At 44.0% G+C, this 19,523-nt stretch carries 18 protein-coding genes; 16 read left to right on the plus strand and 2 right to left on the minus strand.

All coding sequences use genetic code 11. The features are described from left to right. Positions 1 to 298 precede the first annotated feature (298 nt). The 14 genes from NZ043_RS24630 to NZ043_RS24695 all read left to right on the plus strand — a co-directional run bounded on the left by NZ043_RS24630 (position 299) and on the right by NZ043_RS24695 (position 14,103). The gene (locus tag NZ043_RS24630; protein WP_133385964.1) at positions 299 to 691 is read left to right on the plus strand and encodes a metalloregulator ArsR/SmtB family transcription factor; all 393 of its coding nucleotides are present in this window, start codon (positions 299 to 301) and stop codon (positions 689 to 691) included. Then, entirely contained in the window at positions 688 to 1,554 is an 867-nt protein-coding gene (locus NZ043_RS24635) for an aldo/keto reductase (RefSeq protein WP_339309475.1), read from the plus strand. Before NZ043_RS24630 ends, NZ043_RS24635 begins: the two co-directional genes overlap by 4 nt. A 207-nt stretch (positions 1,555 to 1,761) precedes the next feature. Next, on the plus strand, positions 1,762 to 2,343 hold the full coding sequence (locus NZ043_RS24640; protein WP_339312858.1) for a DNA polymerase III subunit beta: 582 nt from the start codon (positions 1,762 to 1,764) through the stop codon (positions 2,341 to 2,343). A 103-nt stretch (positions 2,344 to 2,446) separates the two neighbouring features. Further along, entirely contained in the window at positions 2,447 to 3,301 is an 855-nt protein-coding gene (locus tag NZ043_RS24645) for an AraC family transcriptional regulator (RefSeq protein WP_339309476.1), read from the plus strand. 185 nt (positions 3,302 to 3,486) lie between these two features. Continuing rightward, complete coding sequence (locus NZ043_RS24650) at positions 3,487 to 3,933, plus strand: GNAT family N-acetyltransferase (RefSeq protein WP_091030296.1); 447 nt, start codon at positions 3,487 to 3,489, stop codon at positions 3,931 to 3,933. A 201-nt stretch (positions 3,934 to 4,134) separates the two neighbouring features. Then, positions 4,135 to 4,740 (plus strand): TetR/AcrR family transcriptional regulator, encoded by a 606-nt coding sequence (locus tag NZ043_RS24655; protein WP_091030293.1) that lies wholly within the window; start codon positions 4,135 to 4,137, stop codon positions 4,738 to 4,740. Between the two features lie 280 nt (positions 4,741 to 5,020). Next, complete coding sequence (locus NZ043_RS24660) at positions 5,021 to 5,788, plus strand: ABC transporter ATP-binding protein (protein WP_339309477.1); 768 nt, start codon at positions 5,021 to 5,023, stop codon at positions 5,786 to 5,788. Between the two features lie 48 nt (positions 5,789 to 5,836). Further along, entirely contained in the window at positions 5,837 to 6,868 is a 1,032-nt protein-coding gene (locus NZ043_RS24665) for an aliphatic sulfonate ABC transporter substrate-binding protein (RefSeq protein WP_339309478.1), read from the plus strand. Positions 6,869 to 6,883: 15 nt separating this feature from the next. Continuing rightward, positions 6,884 to 7,678 carry an ABC transporter permease gene (locus NZ043_RS24670; RefSeq protein WP_289392635.1) on the plus strand — a complete coding sequence of 265 codons (795 nt, stop codon included), beginning with the start codon at positions 6,884 to 6,886 and terminating at the stop codon, positions 7,676 to 7,678. 5 nt (positions 7,679 to 7,683) lie between these two features. Then, the gene (locus NZ043_RS24675) at positions 7,684 to 8,517 is read left to right on the plus strand and encodes an ABC transporter permease (protein WP_091030286.1); all 834 of its coding nucleotides are present in this window, start codon (positions 7,684 to 7,686) and stop codon (positions 8,515 to 8,517) included. 35 nt (positions 8,518 to 8,552) lie between these two features. Next, positions 8,553 to 9,899 carry an LLM class flavin-dependent oxidoreductase gene (locus tag NZ043_RS24680; protein ID WP_339309479.1) on the plus strand — a complete coding sequence of 449 codons (1,347 nt, stop codon included), beginning with the start codon at positions 8,553 to 8,555 and terminating at the stop codon, positions 9,897 to 9,899. A gap of 199 nt (positions 9,900 to 10,098) precedes the next feature. Beyond that, positions 10,099 to 11,544: a spore germination protein gene (locus tag NZ043_RS24685; RefSeq protein WP_339309480.1), complete on the plus strand. Its 1,446-nt coding sequence runs from the start codon at positions 10,099 to 10,101 to the stop codon at positions 11,542 to 11,544. A gap of 4 nt (positions 11,545 to 11,548) precedes the next feature. Next, entirely contained in the window at positions 11,549 to 12,751 is a 1,203-nt protein-coding gene (locus NZ043_RS24690) for a Ger(x)C family spore germination protein (RefSeq protein ID WP_133384838.1), read from the plus strand. Positions 12,752 to 13,005: 254 nt separating this feature from the next. Continuing rightward, positions 13,006 to 14,103 (plus strand): endospore germination permease, encoded by a 1,098-nt coding sequence (locus NZ043_RS24695; RefSeq protein WP_339309481.1) that lies wholly within the window; start codon positions 13,006 to 13,008, stop codon positions 14,101 to 14,103. 112 nt (positions 14,104 to 14,215) lie between these two features. Here the strand turns inward: NZ043_RS24695 and NZ043_RS24700 are convergent, their stop codons facing one another. Together NZ043_RS24700 and NZ043_RS24705 are read right to left on the minus strand one after the other, a co-directional pair. After that, positions 14,216 to 15,565 carry a response regulator gene (locus tag NZ043_RS24700; protein WP_339309482.1) on the minus strand — a complete coding sequence of 450 codons (1,350 nt, stop codon included), beginning with the start codon at positions 15,563 to 15,565 and terminating at the stop codon, positions 14,216 to 14,218. Further along, positions 15,565 to 17,274, minus strand: coding sequence for a histidine kinase (locus tag NZ043_RS24705; protein ID WP_339309483.1), 1,710 nt, complete (start codon positions 17,272 to 17,274; stop codon positions 15,565 to 15,567). Before NZ043_RS24705 ends, NZ043_RS24700 begins: the two co-directional genes overlap by 1 nt. Positions 17,275 to 17,591: 317 nt before the next feature. Between NZ043_RS24705 and NZ043_RS24710 the strand changes: the two genes are divergently transcribed. Beyond that, entirely contained in the window at positions 17,592 to 18,476 is an 885-nt protein-coding gene (locus NZ043_RS24710; RefSeq protein ID WP_036616097.1) for an ABC transporter permease subunit, read from the plus strand. A gap of 18 nt (positions 18,477 to 18,494) precedes the next feature. Next, positions 18,495 to 19,364, plus strand: coding sequence for a carbohydrate ABC transporter permease (locus NZ043_RS24715; protein WP_017688372.1), 870 nt, complete (start codon positions 18,495 to 18,497; stop codon positions 19,362 to 19,364). Positions 19,365 to 19,523: the final 159 nt, after the last annotated feature.

Below are 19,523 nucleotides of genomic sequence, written 5' to 3' on the forward strand. Positions count from 1 at the left end.
TCTATATCATCATTGCACAGAAGAATAAATAAGTTCAATTTATAGAAGCCACTCCATTCGTCTGGGGGGCTTCTTCTTTTGCAAATGTTCAAACAGCATCATAACTAGGAGCACATTTTTTCGGAGAACTGAGAGGCAGCTAAAGCATTACATTGGAACAGTTTCCATCTGGACATATATCGTTTGTCTTAAGTCATGGGAAAAATAGGTTCTTGAATTTCTTTCCCGATGTACAGCCGAATCCGAGATTGTGATAGGCTGTATCTACAAAAGTATTACACGTTCTAAATGGAAGGGGATATTTTACTTGGATCAGGAACTTGCGACCACGATTGCTATCGAATTTAAGAACAATCAGAAGGTGTTGAATGCGATCGGAGACGAGACTCGGCAAGCCATCCTCATAGCCTTGATTCAAGGGCCGCAAAAACCCGGCATGCGCGTAGGAGAGATCAGGATGAAGACTCACCTTTCCCGACCGACCGTATCACATCATCTGAAAATATTGAAAGAATCACAGATAATAAGTGTTCGTAAAGAAGGAACTCTCAACTATTACAGCCTTGACTCCGGTAGCAAGTTGAAATTGTTGAAAAACCTGGTGAACCAAATAGAAAAGTTGCTAGCACAATGCGAAGAACAAGCATCGGAACAACAAATAGGAAACACGGGGAGGGGGAGTTCCGAATGAATCAGACAGTCGTAGCGGCAAACGGAGTGGGCATTCCTCAACTCGGGTTCGGCCTATATAAGATCAAAGACGGGGGGACCTTCGAGAGGACTGTCGAGGAGGCTATTCGAATGGGTTATCGCCATTTCGATACGGCCAAAATTTATGGTAATGAAGCGGCGCTAGGTCGGGTCATCCAAAACAGCGGCATTCCCAGGGAGGAGTTCTTCATTACCTCCAAGGTATGGACGACAGACCTGGGGTACCGTGCGACGAAAAAGGTGTTCGAGCAGACTTGCCAGAAGCTGAACGTAACATATCTCGATATGTATTTGATTCATTTTGCCGGTCCTCAATACGTGAACGCCTGGAAGGCGATGGAAGAGTTATACGACGCAGGTAAAATCAAAGTTATAGGTGTAGCCAATTTCGAGATCCGGCATCTGGAGCATCTGAAGAAACATTCCCGGATTTCGCCGATGGTAAATCAGATCGAGACCCATCCGGAATTTCCACAACACGAATTGCATGATTATATGGTTCGACATCGGATTCTGCATGAGGCTTGGGGACCGTTGGGGCAGGGAAGCAAAGCGCTGCTGGAGCATCCGGAGCTGGCGGCAATTGCCCTTTGTCATCAGAAATCGGTTGCGCAAGTCATTTTGCGCTGGCATCTGCAACGTGGAATTATTGTCATCCCCAAATCATCGAATCCTCAAAGGATAAAAGAGAACAATGAAATATTCGACTTTGAGTTGAATGAGAAGGAAATGGAACAAATACGACGATTGGACACGGGTAAGAGATATTCCGTAAGTCCGAATGGCTACATGGTCAACCCGATTTATATCAATTTGATGAAACTATTTATTCGCTCTCATTGATGGATCATATTTCTACGGTACTGGTAGGGCGTAACTCCGTATTCAACTTTGGACAACAACCGAGTACTCAAATTTGGTGGTCGTTCACTAAAAGCTTCTTTCTTCCCGAGCATAAAGCGAAACTTCGATTCCCGAAATCCAGTTGAATATATAAAAAAGGTGTCTATACGTAATTGTTTTATTGGGGCTTTCCTGTGAGTCATGAGCATGACCGGGTACTGCCCTTTGTCAGGGTTATGCAGTTCTAGCGGACATTTCACACGCTGTCTTCCAGCGAAAAATCTCTATGAAATATCAAAAATGTTAAACAAAGCAGATGAAACGACCGAAATCGAAGTGAGTAATAACCGAGTTAAATTCATGACAAATGGACTGAAGGTGGAGTCTGTTCTTATTGAGGGAATGTTTCCATCCATAAAGAATGTAATTCCTCAATCTTATATGTGTGAAATCTCAGTTGATAAAGCATGTCTGTTGAGAGCAGTTGAATGTGTGACTGTAATGGCTAGTGCACAAGTGATTAGACTAGTAGCAAATGCAGCCACATTGAAACTATTGTCCAAAACAGCTGATGTTGGAGATATTCAGAATGAAATTCCATTGTTAGAGATGTGTGGGGAAGAATTTATGATATCACTAAATGGAAAGTTCTTTTTTGATATACTTCGCAACATGGATTGCGCGAGCGTCCGAATAAGATACACCGGGAAAACCAGTCCCATCGTTGTACTTCCAGATGATTCGCTCATGTCTAGTTTGTTCTTGATTACTCCAGTGATGACCCGGTGAACCGTATCATCAATAAGAGCAGTTTTACTGACTTTTTCGTGCAGAAATTGCAAGGTATTCATTATTTATTTCCCATAAAATTACCTTGAAGGGAGGGAATACGATGGATTGGTTGGTCCGGATGAATAGTGCCATGGAATATATCGAAACAAATCTAGCGGACACTATTTCATTTGATAAAATCGCACAGAGAGCCTGTTGCTCTACCTATCATTTTCAAAGGATGTTTCCATTTATTACTGGCGTATCGTTATCGGAGTATATTCGACATCGACGGTTGACGTTGGCGGCATTCGAACTGCAGACAACAGATTCAAAGGTTATTGATGTAGCAATGAAATATGGATATGATTCGCCGGAGGCGTTTGCACGGGCCTTTAAAAATCTTCATGGCATTATGCCTACATCTGCACGCGATACAGGCGTTTCTCTGAAAGCCTATCCTCGAATGTCCTTTCATATTTCAATAAAAGGGGATGTCGAAATGAATTACCGTATTGAGCAAAGAGATTCTTTTGAGATGTTTGGAGTATATGGAATTATAAATGCAGACCAGAAAACAGCGTTCGCTGAAGTACCTCAATTTCGTATAAAATGTGATGATGATGGCAGCGTTGATCATATGAACGACTTATTGGGACGTTTTGGTGATACCATGTTACATGCCGCCCTTTATGATCACACTAAAGAATCTTTCAAATACATGATCTGTTATCATGTACCTAAGGGACTTGAGATTCCGGAGAGATTCACAAAACTTGCTGTCCCAGCATTAACGTGGGCGATTTTCCCGGAGCCGCAGTGTGATATGCAAAAACTATGGGTACGAATCTATTCTGAGTGGTTTCCGACATCTGAATACGAACAGGTTGAGGGCCCTACTTTCGAAATGTATTATGGAATGGCACGGCATGGGAATGTTTCAGGAGAAATCTGGATACCCGTGAAGAAAAAATAATGCTTCCATACGAGTGGAATGCAGGCGTTAACGAAGAAGACAACTGAAAAAATTTAGATTATAATATAAGGTCATCCCCACAAAGGATGGCCCTAAAACTTGCCGTTACAGACAGCGCGGAGAACCTTATCACCAATAGGGTATAGGGGAGATTGTCCGATTATTTTATCTTGAGGGGGTTTAGTATGAATATTAAAATACGAGAAATTATATCAGATGATTATGCTGAAGTTGTTTTTTTATGGAATGATGTACTTGAAATTCGTAATGTTAATGATGCAGACTTCCGAGTGACTATGGAAGAGATGAATAAGGCCGGGAATTACAAAACATTTGTTGCACTAATAGATAATGATGTCGTGGGTTTTGTAACTATTGTACAGTCATTATCTGTAGGAGTTCCAATAGGTTATCTACATATTCAAGCTCTTGCTGTTAAAAGAGAGCTGCAAAATAGAGGGATAGGCACAAAACTACTAAGACAGACTGAAAATTATGCTAAAGAACGGGGAATATCAAGTATTATTTTATGTAGCGGAATGAAGCGAACCAACGCTCATGCTTTTTATGAGCATAACGGCTATGACAGAGATTCATATTGCTTTGATAAAGTGATTGACTTAACCCATTAATTGCGCTAAAAAGACCCAACACACTCTGTGAACTAAGAGTGGAAGTTGGGTTTTTTCATTGACGGATCACATTTCTGCGGTCCTGAGTGATCGGACATATCTTCGACAACACGACCGAAGATGCTCTGAAAGCTTCCCGGATGAATCCAGCCTGTAAAACGGCTATGCTATAATGAAATTCAGAAAGGGGTTGCAACGTTAATGTCACCTAGAAACATAGAGAAAGACCAACAACAACGGGAAAAAAGAATCAATCACATCCTTGATTCCGCTTTGGAAATCATTGCATTCAAAGGAATCGGTTCAGTAAGCATCAACCACATCGCAGCGGCAGCAGACATGAGCATTGGGAACATGTATCACTACTTTAAGTCCAAAGACGAGATTATCAGCGAAATTCTCAGAAGAGGTCAGACGCGTTACGGCGAACATGTCTCCCAACTCGCTGAGCAATCAGGTGATGCTCTAAATAAACTTTTACTATTGTCTGAGTCATGGCTCGCGCTGGAAAACAATTGGGCTTACACGATTCTTATCCACACAGCGCGGCTTTCGGAATCTTCCTCCGAAGAGATTCGAAGAGAAGTTACAGAACGTTTCACGAATAACCTTGGTCCTGTCGCGAACATAATGGAACAGGGGCAAAAGGAAGGGCTTATCGTCAGTGGTGTCCCCTTGGAGCTTGCCTATTATTTTGTAAGTTTAATTCAAGGACTGACGCTGCAAAAAATGCCCGGCGCTGAAGTTCCGATTCGTGCGCAAGCGCGTTCCATCGTCTCTTTATTTACTGCAAGACATGAGGGGTAAAGGGTTCGGGATCACAAGCGAACAAGGTTTCGAATATGAAAATATGCGTGATCTCTACATAATTCCAAAAGTCTCCAAAAGAAATGATTGACAACAGATACAGGCCACTGCTACAATTTCCCCAACAAACCGAATGATTGCTCGGTTTGTGAACGAGAGTTCGACTGGATAACCAGAGATCGTTCGTGGGGAAAGATATACAAGCAGAAGGCCTTTTTTTATAACCATAAAACCAAGTAAATAGATCTGAAAAATTATTTTAAATTGGAGGTTTCATCTGATGCTGAATATTGAGCGGTTGAACAAAACGTTCGCTGCTCCTACCGGGCCGATTCTAGCACTTAGCAATATAGGGTTGCAGGTTGAGCGGGGACAATTTATTACTTTTATCGGACCCAGTGGCTGCGGCAAAAGTACATTGCTCAAGATTGTGGCCGGGTTGGATACGACATATGAGGGAAAAGTGGAACTGAACGGAATGGCCATTACGGGACCAAGCGTTGATAAAGGGTTTATTTTTCAGGAGCCACGTTTGTTCCCTTGGATGACGGTCGAGAAGAATATCGCGGCCAATCTCTCGCTTCGCAATGCTCAGGTTCGCCATCGAGTTCAAGAGCTAATTGAATTGGTTCGTCTAAAGGGATTCGAGAAAGCATATCCGAAGGAGTTGTCCGGAGGAATGGCTCAACGGGTGGCTATTGCAAGGGCTTTGTTGCGCAAACCGGAGATTCTGCTGCTCGACGAGCCTTTTGGAGCACTCGATGCCTTCACTCGCACACACATGCAAGAAGCGCTGCTGGATATCTGGCAGAACAGCCGGACGACAATGTTGTTCGTTACGCATGACTTGGACGAAGCGGTATTTCTTGGAGAGAAAGTCGTCATTATGAACCCTCGCCCAGGTCATATCCGCAATGTAATTCATGTAGACCTTCCCTATCCGCGTAAACGCAGTGGGAGTTCATTCCAGGAACTTCGCTCCCGCGTTCTAGGCGAGTTCGAAAAAGTGGAACATTCTCCCTTGATAGACAACGGCGCTGGCATTTAATTGGATACGTATTAACGAATCTACTTTCATAAAAGGGGATGCGAATAGATGATTAAAAAATTGGGTTGGTTTGCAGCCATACTTGTTCTGATACTGGTTGTATCGGGATGCGGCAATGAAAATATCAACGCCAGCAATGGCAAGAATGCCAAGCCAGTAGAAGATAATTCGAATCCGAATGCATCCGATGATGATGTCACGGTGAAGATTGGTGTACAGGGCAAGGGTGGCTTGTTCGGTAAAGCACAAGAACAGAAGTGGTTTGAGGATGCATTTGGAGAGCTGGGGGTAAAAGTGGAGTGGTTGGAGTTCCAGAGCGGTCCTCCAATGATTGAAGCGATGGCCTCTAATCATCTGGACTTTGCTGGCATGGGCAATATGCCCCCAATCTCTGCACAAGCAGCTGGTATTGACTTCAAAATCATCTCACAGCTACTTGATGGCAAGAACAATGTAGCGATCATTGTGCCGAAGGATAGTCCGATCAAAAGCATTGCGGATCTCAAGGGCAAGAAGGTCGCCGTCACGAAGGGCAGCAACGCCTACAACTTCCTTTATCTAGTACTCGAAAAGGCTGGTTTAGGAAACTCCGATATTCAAGAAATTCAATTACAACCTGATGAAACCCAGCCTTCCTTCGAAAGTGGAAAAGTGGATGCCTGGGCCGTCTGGGACCCATACATTACCCTGAATGCACTAAGCGGCAAAGGAAAAGTGCTGGCTGATGGGGAGAGCGAAGGTGTACTATCTCCATCTTTCCAATTGGTTCGTTCGGATTTTGCGAATGAGCATCCGGAGCTTGTTACGCTTTATTTAAAAACATTCGAGAAGGCCCGCCAGTGGGAAGCTAATCATCAAGAGGAAGCGTTTCAGCGCTATGCCGACGAACGAAACATTCCGATTGAGCTGGTGAAGGGCATGCAATCACGGGCGGCAATGATCAATATCCCGGTAAGTGACGAAACAATCGCGGATCAGCAGAACACTGCAAACTTTCAATTTGAATTAGGTACAATCCGCAAGGAAATCAACGTGGCTGACGTGTTCGACAACCAATACATTGAAGAAGCTCTTAAATAAAGTAGGGGTGCGGTTATGCAAATATCGGGAAACAAGCTTATTTTTCGGACTATTCATCTCCTGATCGGGATGTCGGTACCGGCAGCGATATTAATCATTTGGCAGATTGCATCCTCGAGTGGGTGGGTAAATACGGTGTTAATTCCGCCTCCGAAGGACATCGTAGCTGAGTTCGGACGCATGATCTCGTCGGGAGAACTGCTGACCAATCTGCGCAGCTCGACGGGTAGAGCGGCACTAGGGTTCTTGTTTGGCGGTGGCCTGGGATTAGCCGCAGGATTATGGGTCGGGTTTTCGTTAAAGGCGGAACGATTGCTAGATCCGTCGCTTCAGCTGCTTCGGACACTGCCTCACTTGGCTGTTGCGCCATTGTTCATTCTGTGGTTCGGATTTGGCGAGACTTCAAAGATCGTACTCATTGCCAAGGGAGCATTCTTTCCTTTATATGTGAATGCCTTTTTGGGTGTTCGCTCGGTGGATCGTCAATTGTTCGAAGTAGCACGTGTGTTGGAATTCACGAAATTTCAAACCATTACCAAGCTGATTATTCCTGCCTCACTTCCTTCACTGTTTTTAGGCGTACGTCTTTCGATTGCAGTTAGCTGGCTCGGGCTGGTTGTCGCAGAGATGATGGGTTCAAGCTCCGGGATCGGCTACATCATCAATGACGCACGCTCCTTCTCGCTAACGTCTGTCATCTTTGTCGGCATTATTGTTTTTGCGATTGTTGGCAAAGTGACCGATTCACTGGTCAGGTTGGCAGAGAAAAAATCGTTGCGTTGGCAGGATTCCATAGAGGGAGATGGATAACAGTTATGAGTTTGAACGATGTGACATTACAATCGAAGGCTAATGAGAAAGAAATGGGGATGGGAAGGGAACGCCACTGGAGAATGCCGAATTGGCTGTATGGTTGGGTGTTACCGGTTATTATATTAGCTTTATGGGAGGTGGGATCTGCTCTTGGACTGTTGTCTGACTCGGCACTACCAGCTCCATCCCGCATTGCGCGGACATTTTGGCAACTGTGCGTAACCGGCGATATGACACAGCATCTCACAACCAGCACTATTCGGGCAAGCGGAGGATTCTTACTTGGAGCCGCTACAGGATTAATACTTGGTGTGTTCACTGGTCTAGGCAAATGGGCTGAACAGACGCTTGACCCGACGATACAGATGCTTCGGACAGTTCCGTTGTTAGCTGTTATTCCGCTCTTCATTCTTTGGTTTGGCGTAGGGGAATTATCCAAAGTACTGCTCATTGCAATCGGATCGTTTTTTCCGCTCTATTTCCATACACATTTGGGGGTCCGCAGTGCGGACCGAAAGCTTTATGAGGTTACCCGCATCTTGCAATATTCTAAGTTCAGGCTATTAAGCAGGCTAATTATTCCCTCGGCGTTGCCAAACATTCTGCTTGGCATTCGGTTATCTGTTGGTGCCTCCTGGTTATTGCTTGCCGTGGCAGAGATGATGGGTGCAAGCGCAGGAGTCGGCTATATGATACAAGACGCACGTGTATATGCACAGACGGATGTTGTCTTCGTGGGTATAATTCTGTTCGCCTTGGTTGGTAAACTCTCGGATTCGGCAGTCAGACTAGTAGAAAGAAGATTCCTTCGATGGAATAACACATATAAAGGCTGATTATAGATATCTAGAATGAAAGCGGAGGAACGGATATGGCGAAAAAACGACAGGGCCAGCTTCATCTTGGTGCATTTATATATTTTACTGGGCATCATCATGCCGGATGGCGTCATCCGGAATCAGGGGTAGAGAAGATGTTCGATATCGATTGGTATAAGCGGATTGCCCAGACAGCTGAGAAAGGCAAGTTTGATATGATTTTTTTTGCGGACTTGCTGCACTTGATCTACCCCAGCCGGGCTGCTGCAGGCATGCTGGACCCGGTGTCTCTACTCTCCGCACTTTCCATGGTAACCGATAAAATCGGGTTGACAGCAACCCTGTCGACGACCTATAACGAGCCGTTCAATGCCGCGCGCCGTTTATCTACGCTCGACCACATAAGCGGGGGAAGGACTGGCTGGAATATCGTCACGTCTCAAGTTGACACCGAAGCTCGGAACTTCGGACGAGATAAGCATCCTGAACACGGAACACGTTACGAGATGGCGCAGGAATTTGTTGACGTCGTTACGGCATTATGGGACAGCTGGCCACAGGATTCAATCGTTATGAATCGGGCATCAGGTACGTTCGTCGATGAATCCAAGCTGCGTATCGCAGATTATCAAGGGAAATGGTACTCGACGCAAGGGCTTTTGAACGTGCCAAGTCCACCGCAAGGTTACCCCGTCCTTATTCAGGCCGGTTCCTCGGATCCAGGTCAGGATTTCGCTGCAAAAGTTGGAGAGGTGATCTTCACGGCACAGACGTCACTCACAGCTGCGCAAGATTTCTATCGCACGGTGAACGAGAAGCTTCTGGCTGTTGGACGTGAGCGTGGCAGCTTGCTCATCATGCCGGGGTTGTCGCCGATCCTCGGTTCAACTGTAGAGGAGGCCCGACGCAAGGAACGGGAGTTGCTAGATCTCATCGATCCCCAAGAAGCGGTAATGATGCTGTCTGGCATACTTCAAACAGAACTCAGCGGATATCCTGCCGACGGTTCACTACCGGACATTTCAGATCTGGTCGAAGCAAGCAACGGAATGAAAAGTCGCGTCCAACTCATTATGGACCTTGCACGTGAAGAGCAGTTATCCATTGCCGAACTCGGACGGAGGCTTCTCGGTGCCCGTGGTCATATGCAATTCGTAGGAACGCCGGAGCAGCTTGCCGACCTCATGGAAGAGTGGTTCAATGGATACGGCTGCGATGGCTTCAATATCATGCCGCCTGTTCTGCCAGGTGATCTCGATGACTTTGTTGAGCACGTCGTTCCTGAGCTTCAGCGTCGCGGCTTGTTCCGTGAAGAGTATGAGGGGATGACGCTGCGAGAGCATCTGGGACTTTCTGAGCCAACTGTTTTAGTAAGCCATAAACAGCAAGTCCACCGTTAATCCATTAAGAAGAACCAATTTTATAGTCGCTTATTTGCTTTTGCCATCTGTGGCAATCAAATAATGTTTAGTAAGAGAAGTCGTAAAATTTGCGACTTCTTTTTCGGTTTTATTCAGTCAGAGAAGGACATTGCACTTACAACTCAATGATTATATTTCGAATTAGTACCAATACTACATAATCAAGGGGGATTGTGAAATGAAGTTGCAACCCAATTTTTCCAAACAAATCGTTCGCAATATCGATCTTATCTGTGACTTCATGGGAAACAGTTCTGATTTTGTTGTTCGTGAGATCACTATTGGAAGGAATCACGCCGCTCTGTTTTATTTGGATGGCATGGTTGACATGCAGAAGGTACAAGACAATGTGATTCGTCCATTGCATGAATTCGCCTATTCTGATAGCGATGAGATGTCTTTACCATTTTTGAAAAATAGCATTCTGGATGTCGGCGAAGCAAGTTTGGTTCAGAGTTTTGAAGATGCGTTGGATCAAATCCTTTCAGGCGGAGTTCTATTGTTACTGGATGGGATCGATGAAGGATTAGTTATTTCTTTGCCAGGATGGGAAGAACGCAGCATTACAGAATCGAAGGCACAGCCTGTTATCAGAGGTCCGCAAGAATCGTTTACGGAAACGTTACGCACAAATACAACAATGGTTCGCCGCAGGGTTAAAGATACAAGAGTGCGACTAACCAACGTCAAAGTTGGTGAAAAAACCAAGACGGACATATCGGTCATGTATATGGACGGGATCGCTGATCAGGACATGGTTCTGAACTTGATATCCAGATTAGAAAGCATGAGCGTAGATCGTGTGCTTGAAGGTGAATATCTCGAAGAATCCCTCACAGAGAAGAAACAGTTTACTATATTTCCGATTTTCTATAATTCGGATCGTCCAGATTCTATTGCAGCAGGAGTCATGGATGGCAAAATTGCGATATTTGTAGATGGAACTCCCTTCGTTATCCTTGCCCCTGCGGTGTTTGTTGATTTCATTCAATCTGCAGAGGATTATTATCAATCTTATATTTACAGCAGTATTATTCGAATATTAAGATACATCTCCCTGGGAATATGTATGTTGGCTCCAGCCATATATGTTGCGTTGACAACGTTCCATCAGGATATGATTCCAACGGTACTGTTATTAAGTTTATCCGCGCAGCGTGAAGGAGTACCTTTTCCGGCATTTGTAGAGGCAATAATCATGGAAGTGATTTTTGAAATTCTGAGAGAGGCAGGCCTGCGAATGCCAAGAACAGTCGGGCAGGCAGTTTCCATTGTCGGTTCCATCGTTATTGGCCAAGCTGCCGTAGAAGCAAACATTGTTTCACCTGTTATGGTCATTGTCGTTGCCATTACAGCTATTTCAAGCTTTGTCATACCCTCTTACACCATGGCCATTCCAATCCGGATATTGCGATTTGTGTTTATCGGGTTAGCCGCGATCTATGGAGTATATGGTTTGACTGTGGGCATGCTCATACTCTTTGTACATCTGAATAGCCTTCATTCATTAGGTGTGCCGTATATGAGTCCTTCGGCGAATTACAATTCGTTAAAGCAAAGTGATGCCGTATTACGTTTTCCATTCAGGAATAAAACAAAGCAACACAAAAAACAAAAGGAGTAGGCCCATGATCTCGTACCGATCCAGAATTTTAAAACCTCTTATTTACATATTGCTGATGGTCGTTGTTACGGGTTGTTGGAACAGTAAGGAGCTGAACGAAATTTCCGTCGTGATAGCTTTGGGTATTGATACAGTGGATGATCAATATGAGATCAGTCTGCAAGTTGTTGACCCTTCTCAAATGTCTCGTAATCGGGCTATGGAACGGTCGCCAACAATCGTTTTTTCCAGCCGTGCTGACACGCTATTTGAAGCCCTTCGCAAACTCACAACCGAATCATCTCGGAAAATGTACATGTCACACTTGAAGTTTGTAATCTTTGACGAGAACACAGCAAGAAAAGGCATTAAGAAGCCATTGGATTTTCTGTTCCGGGATCATGAAGTTCGGCCTGATTTCCATTTGGCCATTGTCAGGGGAAGTTCAGCGAAGGATGCCGTTTCTTTTGTAGCTCCAACCGAGGTTTTACCTGCAATGGATATGTATAAGGCTTTGAAAGTATCTGAGAAAACATGGGCACCCACCTCCGCGGTCGATGTCAAAGATCTTCTTCAGCGGTTAACGAAAGAGGGCATCGAGCCTGTTCTTACAGGCATTCGATTGAACAATCTGAATAAAGGTCTTACCATCGATAACGTGAAAAAATCACCTCAACATGTGAATTATTTATTTACCGGAATTGGCGTTTTTCAGGGTGACCGTTTGACTGGCTGGATAGAAGAATCCAAGAGTAAGGCTTTTACCTACATATCCAATCGAGTTTCCAGTACAGTTGCTTCCGTTGGCTGTCCGAATTCCAAAGGGAAGTTTGCTTTTGAAGTCATTCATAACAACGTAAAAATCATTCCAAAAATAAAAAACAATGAGCCATACATTACTCTTGTAGTGGATACAGAAGCCAACATCGGAGAGGTTACGTGTAATGCTGACCTGAAGGATGAAAAGACGTTTAATGAGTTTCAAGTGGCAGGCAGAGAAGAACAGGAAAAAATCTTAAAGGAAGGCATTCAAAATGCACAGCATATCGGTTCCGATATATTCGGGTTCGGGGAGGCTTTTCATCGAAAGTACCCATCTGAGTGGCATAAATGGAAAGAGGACTGGACCAGAAAATTTCAACATCTCCAGGTCGATGTTAATCTTCGTTATCGTTTGAACCGTGTCGGAAAAATTACCAATTCCGTCGATTCCTATCAGAACAATTAGGAGTGGATGTATATGTTATATGTAATACTTGTAGGATCTTTTGTCGCAATGGTTATTGAATTTCGAGCATTGAAGGAGAAGCACTACATACGTGAAATCTTATGTGGCATGGTACTCTTTGCTGTTGGAGTTATATTAAACGTTCTGAGGATAGCGCATATTGAACTGCCGAGTCCACTGGTAGGAATTCGGATTCTATTCCAACCATTAAGCGAGTTCATTACAACAATATTATCATAGAAGGGGACTTCGGAGTGAATACCAAGCTGACTGTTCGCCAGGCCATTACATGGTTTGCTCTGTATCAAATAGGAAGTGCATACTTAGTGCTGCCAGCGGCTATTACCGCTGTTGCTAAACAGGATGCTTGGCTTTCCATTCCCATTTCCTTGGCCTTTCATCTGATGTTGATACCGTTGTATACCTCTATCGCCAGGCACATGAAAGGGAGAACTTTTGTGGAGTATCTACGTTGCCTCTTCGGCCCTCTGGGCGGTACTATTGCCATAGTTTTCATTTTTTCCTTTCCCTTTCTTGAGTGTATCATGACACTTCGAAATCTAGGCGACTTTGTGACGACATCTATAATGCCCGAAACACCTTATGACGCCATATATTTCATTATGCTCATAGCCGTATATCTCGCTGTCCGCTCGGGTCCAGTCGTTATTGGCCGCTGTGCAGAAGTTTTGTTCTTTTTCTTTCTAGTCCTGTATCTATTAGTCAGAATCACTCTTCTTCCTGAGGCCGAGCTAAACAATCTTCTTCCTATTTTGGAAAACGGTTTGAAACCTGTCGTTCTTGCATCCATCAATTTATTTGCTTTTCCTTATGCAGAAGCGATCCTCTATCTTTTTTTTGCTCATCACTTCTCGGATATAAAACAATGGAGAAAGTCGGTCATTGTGAGTGCTCTGATTAGCGGCAGTATGTACTTTTTCATGATGCTGCAAATCATCACAGTCATCAGCGCTGGTGTAATAGCGGATTTGACGTTTCCTACATTTTTTATTGACCGAACCATTAATATTGGCGAGTTTCTTCAGCGATTCGAAATCATCCTGGCAATCGTCTGGTTCGTTACTATTTTTTTCCGCCTTGCGCTACTTCTGTATATTTCCGCACAAGGGCTCGCGGATGCTTTTCGTCTTCGTAACGCTAACTCTCTGTTGATTCCCCTGATCCTGATCATATTAGCCATGACCAATTTCATATGGCCAAACATTTCATTCATAATCGAGTTAAATCAAGTATGGCCTTATTATGCCATGATTTTCGGCATTATGTTTCCTGCTGTGCTTTGGTTGACTGGCAAGATTAAAGGATCGTTAGAATCGATCAAGGAGTACTAATTCTTGTCCTCTGTTGAAGACAAGAACTTGTTTCATCCTGGTGAATGACCACATCTGCTCTTGAAGAACAGAGCAGACAGTATAGCTAAATCATATCAGCATCTATAGAGTTTCATTGATGGATCATATTTCTGCGGTACTGATAGGGCGTAACTCCATATTCCACTTTGAACAACTGGATAAAATATTGATTTTTTCGGTAACCAACCATCTGCGCTATATCCGCTACACGGAGTTCCGAATCTTGAAGCAATTGAGAAGCCTTCTCCAACCTTTTCCTGGATATGTAGTTTGACACATTTTCGCCCGTCTCCTGTTTAAACAGTTTGGAAAAGTAGACGGGATGGAGATGTGCAACTTTCCCCAGTTCATCCAGGCTAAGGCCATGTGACAGATGCTCTTCGATATAGGTTTGCACTTTGTCAACGATGGTTTGAATGGACATCTGTTTGTTGTTTCTGATTCGATTGACCCGATCCATGAGAGTTGAGGATAGTTCATCAGGATACCGTAACTGGTTGAATATCCACTCCACGGTTTCAGAGGAATCGCGATCCTTATCCGTCAGATATACATATCGAATGGTCTCCATGAGAAAGATTATTTTTTGCTTATGGAGATGGATTTGATCATATTTTTTAATGATATTTCCCGCCGACTCCCAATCACCGCATGAGGGAGAATGGTTGAATATGCCTATGAAGTCTTCTGAGTGTACATCCTCATTAAGGAAGAACCTGTAGAACATCTGACGGGTCACGTTTCGATCAGTCAATGAAAAGGGAGGGGACACGACCGAGTGCTCCAGTTTGATGGTCAGTTCCCCAGCAGCTTCTTCCGGAACAAGACCGAACAGTCGCGTTCCCGCATTCCAAACGAGACGATCCAATTTGTCTCCGACAGCATGTTTTATAACATCCTCATGTTCCTGTGTAAAACCCTCCAGCTTAAAGCAGCAAAAACGGCGTTTCTCTAAAAATTTGGTGTAAGCCTCATATTCCTTACTTAATGTCTCGTTATGACCAAGCAACGATAGCAGAAACGCCAATCCATCAAAGTTCTCCCATGCGATCGATTGAGCGGGATGTGTCTTTGTAATATTTTTGATGGCTTTAGACATGGCTTTCTCAACGTCATCTTTGTCGACAGGTTTGAGCAGGTAGTCGAGCGCACCTAAACGGATTCCTTGTTGCGCATATTCGAACTCGGAGTAGCCCGAAAGGATGATGACTTTGGTTGGCAAGTTATGTTGGTGGATATGTTGAAGCAGATCGATTCCTGAAACCTCGGGCATTCGGATGTCAGTGATCAGAATGTCGATGTGGTTTTGAGTCAACATGTCCCGGGCTTCAATCGAATTGGTCATCGTCTCGATCTGATCAATGCCAAAGGTGTTCCAATCGAGCAAGTGCTTCATATACTCAACGACATAATGTCCGTCATCCACAATTAATAATCGCATTAGCTATCTCCTTTCACCTCGGGAATGCTGATGAGCAGCAGGACGGACAAGCCGCCCCAATCATTGGTAGCAAAATGTAGCCCGCTGAGTTCGCCGTACGTATTTTTCAGACGTCGATTTACATTCCAGAGCCCTACGCCTTTAATTCCTTCAGGCGGAGAATCGCTCTCAAGCCGAGCCTCCAGGCTGCGGATATCATCCAGCGAAAGACCTTTTCCGTCATCGGAGACCTTGATCGTTATCGCAGCCTCTGTCTGTTTGACATCAATTGTTACCCGATGCGCACCTTGTTGTCCTTCAATTCCATGTTGAATCGCATTTTCCACCACTGGCTGGATGATCAACGGCATGAGGGGAAGGGAGGCCAGTTCTGGTGGCAGATCAATGCTGTACTCCATTTTTTTGCTGAGAGCCATAATGATCAGGAAATGTTCCGCAAACTGAAGCTCGCTTTCCAGCGTAACTTCATGCCGGTCCAACTTGGTTAAATAACGATAATATTCAGCCAGATGTTTGCTCATGCGCATGACAGAATCAGGTGAAAACTGAGCCACCGACATGATGAAAAACAAACTGTTGTACAAAAAATGAGGATTAATCTGGGCTTGAAGTTGTTGAAGTTCCGCACTTCGTCTTAGTTCCGTTTCAGTCTTCAAGGATACAAACAGATCCTGGATCTCGGTAACCATATGATTAAAACTTCTAAACAAGCTGTAAAACTCTCTATCCGTATTTTCGGTAATACGTGTATTGTGATTGCCTTGTTCGACCTGTGAAAACTTCCTTTCCAACAAACGAATATTACGGTAATAGTTCCGGTAAAACGTAAAGATTACAACCAAACCAAGCGTGAAAACGGCTAAAATGCTGGCAAAAAATACTTTACGGTTACGGTCAATCGGTTGCAGAAAATCATTTGTCTGTGTATATGTAATCAGGTAGGCGTCGATTGATTCAATATATCGAGAAAGAACATAGTAATCGTCCGAATTGGTGTGATAATCATATTTCAAAGTGATCTCCGGCTGTGGAGAAAGCATTTCAGTAACCGCTTTCAATAGATCGTTGTCGACTTCTTTCTCACTCCATAACTGATGGGAATTAAACCAAAAAAAAGCGTTTGAGCTGTCGTTGTTCACAGCCTTTTTCAGCAGATTTCTCAAATAATCGGTATTCAGCTTTACACCAACGACGAACTGAGTCGGTTCATTTTGTCCGGATTTTTGGATGTAAGGGTAGAGGGCAAAGTAATACAAGCTATTGCCGACAATTTGCCATCCCCGTTGATGAACATCCTTGAACGGAAGTCTCGCTTCCGGTGTATTGTTCGTGGACAGAAACGTTTCTTCAGACTTCCAGTAAATGCCGATCGATTCAATCGATCGACTGGATAGGAGCGTTTGCCGCAAGCGATCAACGATTTCATTTTTCTTCATTTGGGAATCGTAATTGCTCAGCTCAATAACATGCCTCTGATAAAACCGGACATCGCTGTCAGCTGCATACTGAACCCCGTACATATTTGCCTCGTACATAATTCCGTCAAGAATGCCTTTCACATAATCAAGCTGGTTTTTGGAAGCTCCAATCAGATTTTCTTCAAGTGTCTTGGAACTCAAGCGGTTCATTACGAAAAACAAACTCAACGTTAGCAGCAGAAAAAAAACAAAGAAATAGATGAATCGTTTCATATACATTTTTCTGATCATATGTGTTTCCTTTCATATCGCCAAACGTAGAAGTTCAAACTCCAGATCGGATTAACTTTAATATAAGCCAAACCTTCGAAAAGCGGAAGGGCAGCATCGGTGATAAATGAAAGCGGTTTTAAATTGCTTCAGGGCGGGGTTATGATCTTGAAATATTGGCATTTTGGAATGAAAGCGCTTTTGTTAAGCTTATCTTCAAGGATCGCTTTCGAAGAGCCATCATAGAGGAGGTATGCAACATTAACGAAATTGTGCCCGCCAGATCCGCGAAAAAAACAAAAACAAAGATTTCCCAGCGAAGTTCATTCAAAAAGGAAATCAAGAAAAGCTGGCCTTTGTACGTACTGTGCATTCCCGCATTTGTGTTTGTCTGCATCTTTTCTTATGGCCCGATGGTAGGTTTGCTCATGGCATTTCAGGACTACAAACCATGGTTGGGCATCACAGGTTCACGGTGGATCGGGTTAGATAATTTCGAACGAATTTTCCAGTACAAAGAAGCCACACAAGCGATCGTTAATACGTTAATTATCGCCGTTTCTAAAATTATCGTTGGTATTATTGTTCCAATCGTCATGGCTATCCTGCTGAGTGAGATCCGAAATATGGGCATTAAGAAAAGTGTACAGACACTGGTGTATCTGCCGCATTTCTTGTCCTGGGTAACGGTCGCGGGGTTGATGATCGACATTCTCGGATTAGACGGAGGAATCAATCACATCTTGACCCGGATTTTCGGGAACGATCCCATTTACTTCTTAGGTGATCCTGATCTGTTTCGATTCACGGTTGTGATCAGCGATGTGTGGAAGAGCTTCGGCTTTGGCATGATTGTTTATCTGGCGACCATTGCAGGGATTAATCCATCTTATTACGAAGCGGCCGAGATCGATGGGGCCACACGCAGGCAGCAAATTCGATACGTTACCTTGCCTAGCATGTTGCCCATGATTATCGTCATTTCTACGCTGAGTCTGGGCAATATTCTGGACGCGGGCTTTGATCAAGTCTTCAATCTGTACAATCCGCTTGTCTACAGTACGGGAGATATCATTGACACCTATGTCTACCGTTCATCCTTGCTAAACGGGCAATACGGCTTCGGAACCGCTGTAGGACTGTTCAAATCGGGGATTAGCTTGATCTTGATCGTTGTCTCTTACAGGCTGGCCTATAAGTATGCCAATTACAAAATATTCTAACAAGGAGGGAGAGGGATCATGTACCATAAGACGACAGGTTATAGAGTATTCTCCTATTTTAATTACGCGTTCATGATACTGGCGGGGCTGGCGTGTTTTCTACCACTGCTTCATCTGTTGGCACAATCGCTCAGCAGCAAAGCGGCCATTAGCGGTAATATGGTTTCATTTTGGCCGGTCGGGTTCAATGTGGACGCCTATGTAAAAACGTTCAACAATTCTAATTTCAACGGTGCCATGCTAACATCCATCACTCGAACCGTATTGGGTACAACCATCAGCATGTTTATTCTTACCTGTGCAGGATATGCCCTGTCTAAGGAATTCCGGGGACGCAACGTGCTCATGTGGTTTTTTATCTTTACCATGCTCTTCTCGGGGGGATTGATACCTTCTTACATATTGATCACCGCCCTTGGATTAAAGGACACCATATGGGCGCTTGTGTTACCGGGCGCTTTCGGTGCTTATAATCTGATTCTTCTCGTCAATTTTTTCAAAACGATTCCAAAAGCCTTGGAAGAAGCAGCTTTCATTGACGGAGCGTCCTTTTTCGTAATTCTCAGCAAAATATATTTACCATTATCTCTACCTGGCATCGCGACTGTATCCTTGTTCATTATGGTAGGGCACTGGAACTCCTGGTTTGACGGGATATTGTACATGTCGGATGCAAGTAAGTATCCGTTGGCTTCGTTCTTACAGACGGTCGTTGTGCAGAGCAATATGCAGAATATGGCGATGAGCCAGTCTGAAGTCGCTGCAATGTCGGAACAAAGTATCAAAGCAGCTCAAATTTTCGTCAGCACACTACCGATCATTTTGGTCTATCCTTTTTTACAACGATATTTCGTGAAGGGGATTGTACTTGGAGCAGTCAAAGAATAGTTGTTGTTTGTGACGAAAAATTCGATCTATATATGTTCAACTAAAATTTACACGATAACAGCGATCGGAAGGTTGTTCTGTCATCGGAGTGTCAGTGTAAATATGAAATTAGTTGAGCTTATATAGAAAACAAATTGAGTGAGTGAAGGGGGCATGTTT

Origin of the sequence: Paenibacillus sp. FSL k6-2145, from assembly GCF_037976585.1 — a bacterium.
Taxonomy (GTDB): Bacteria; Bacillota; Bacilli; order Paenibacillales; family Paenibacillaceae; genus Paenibacillus.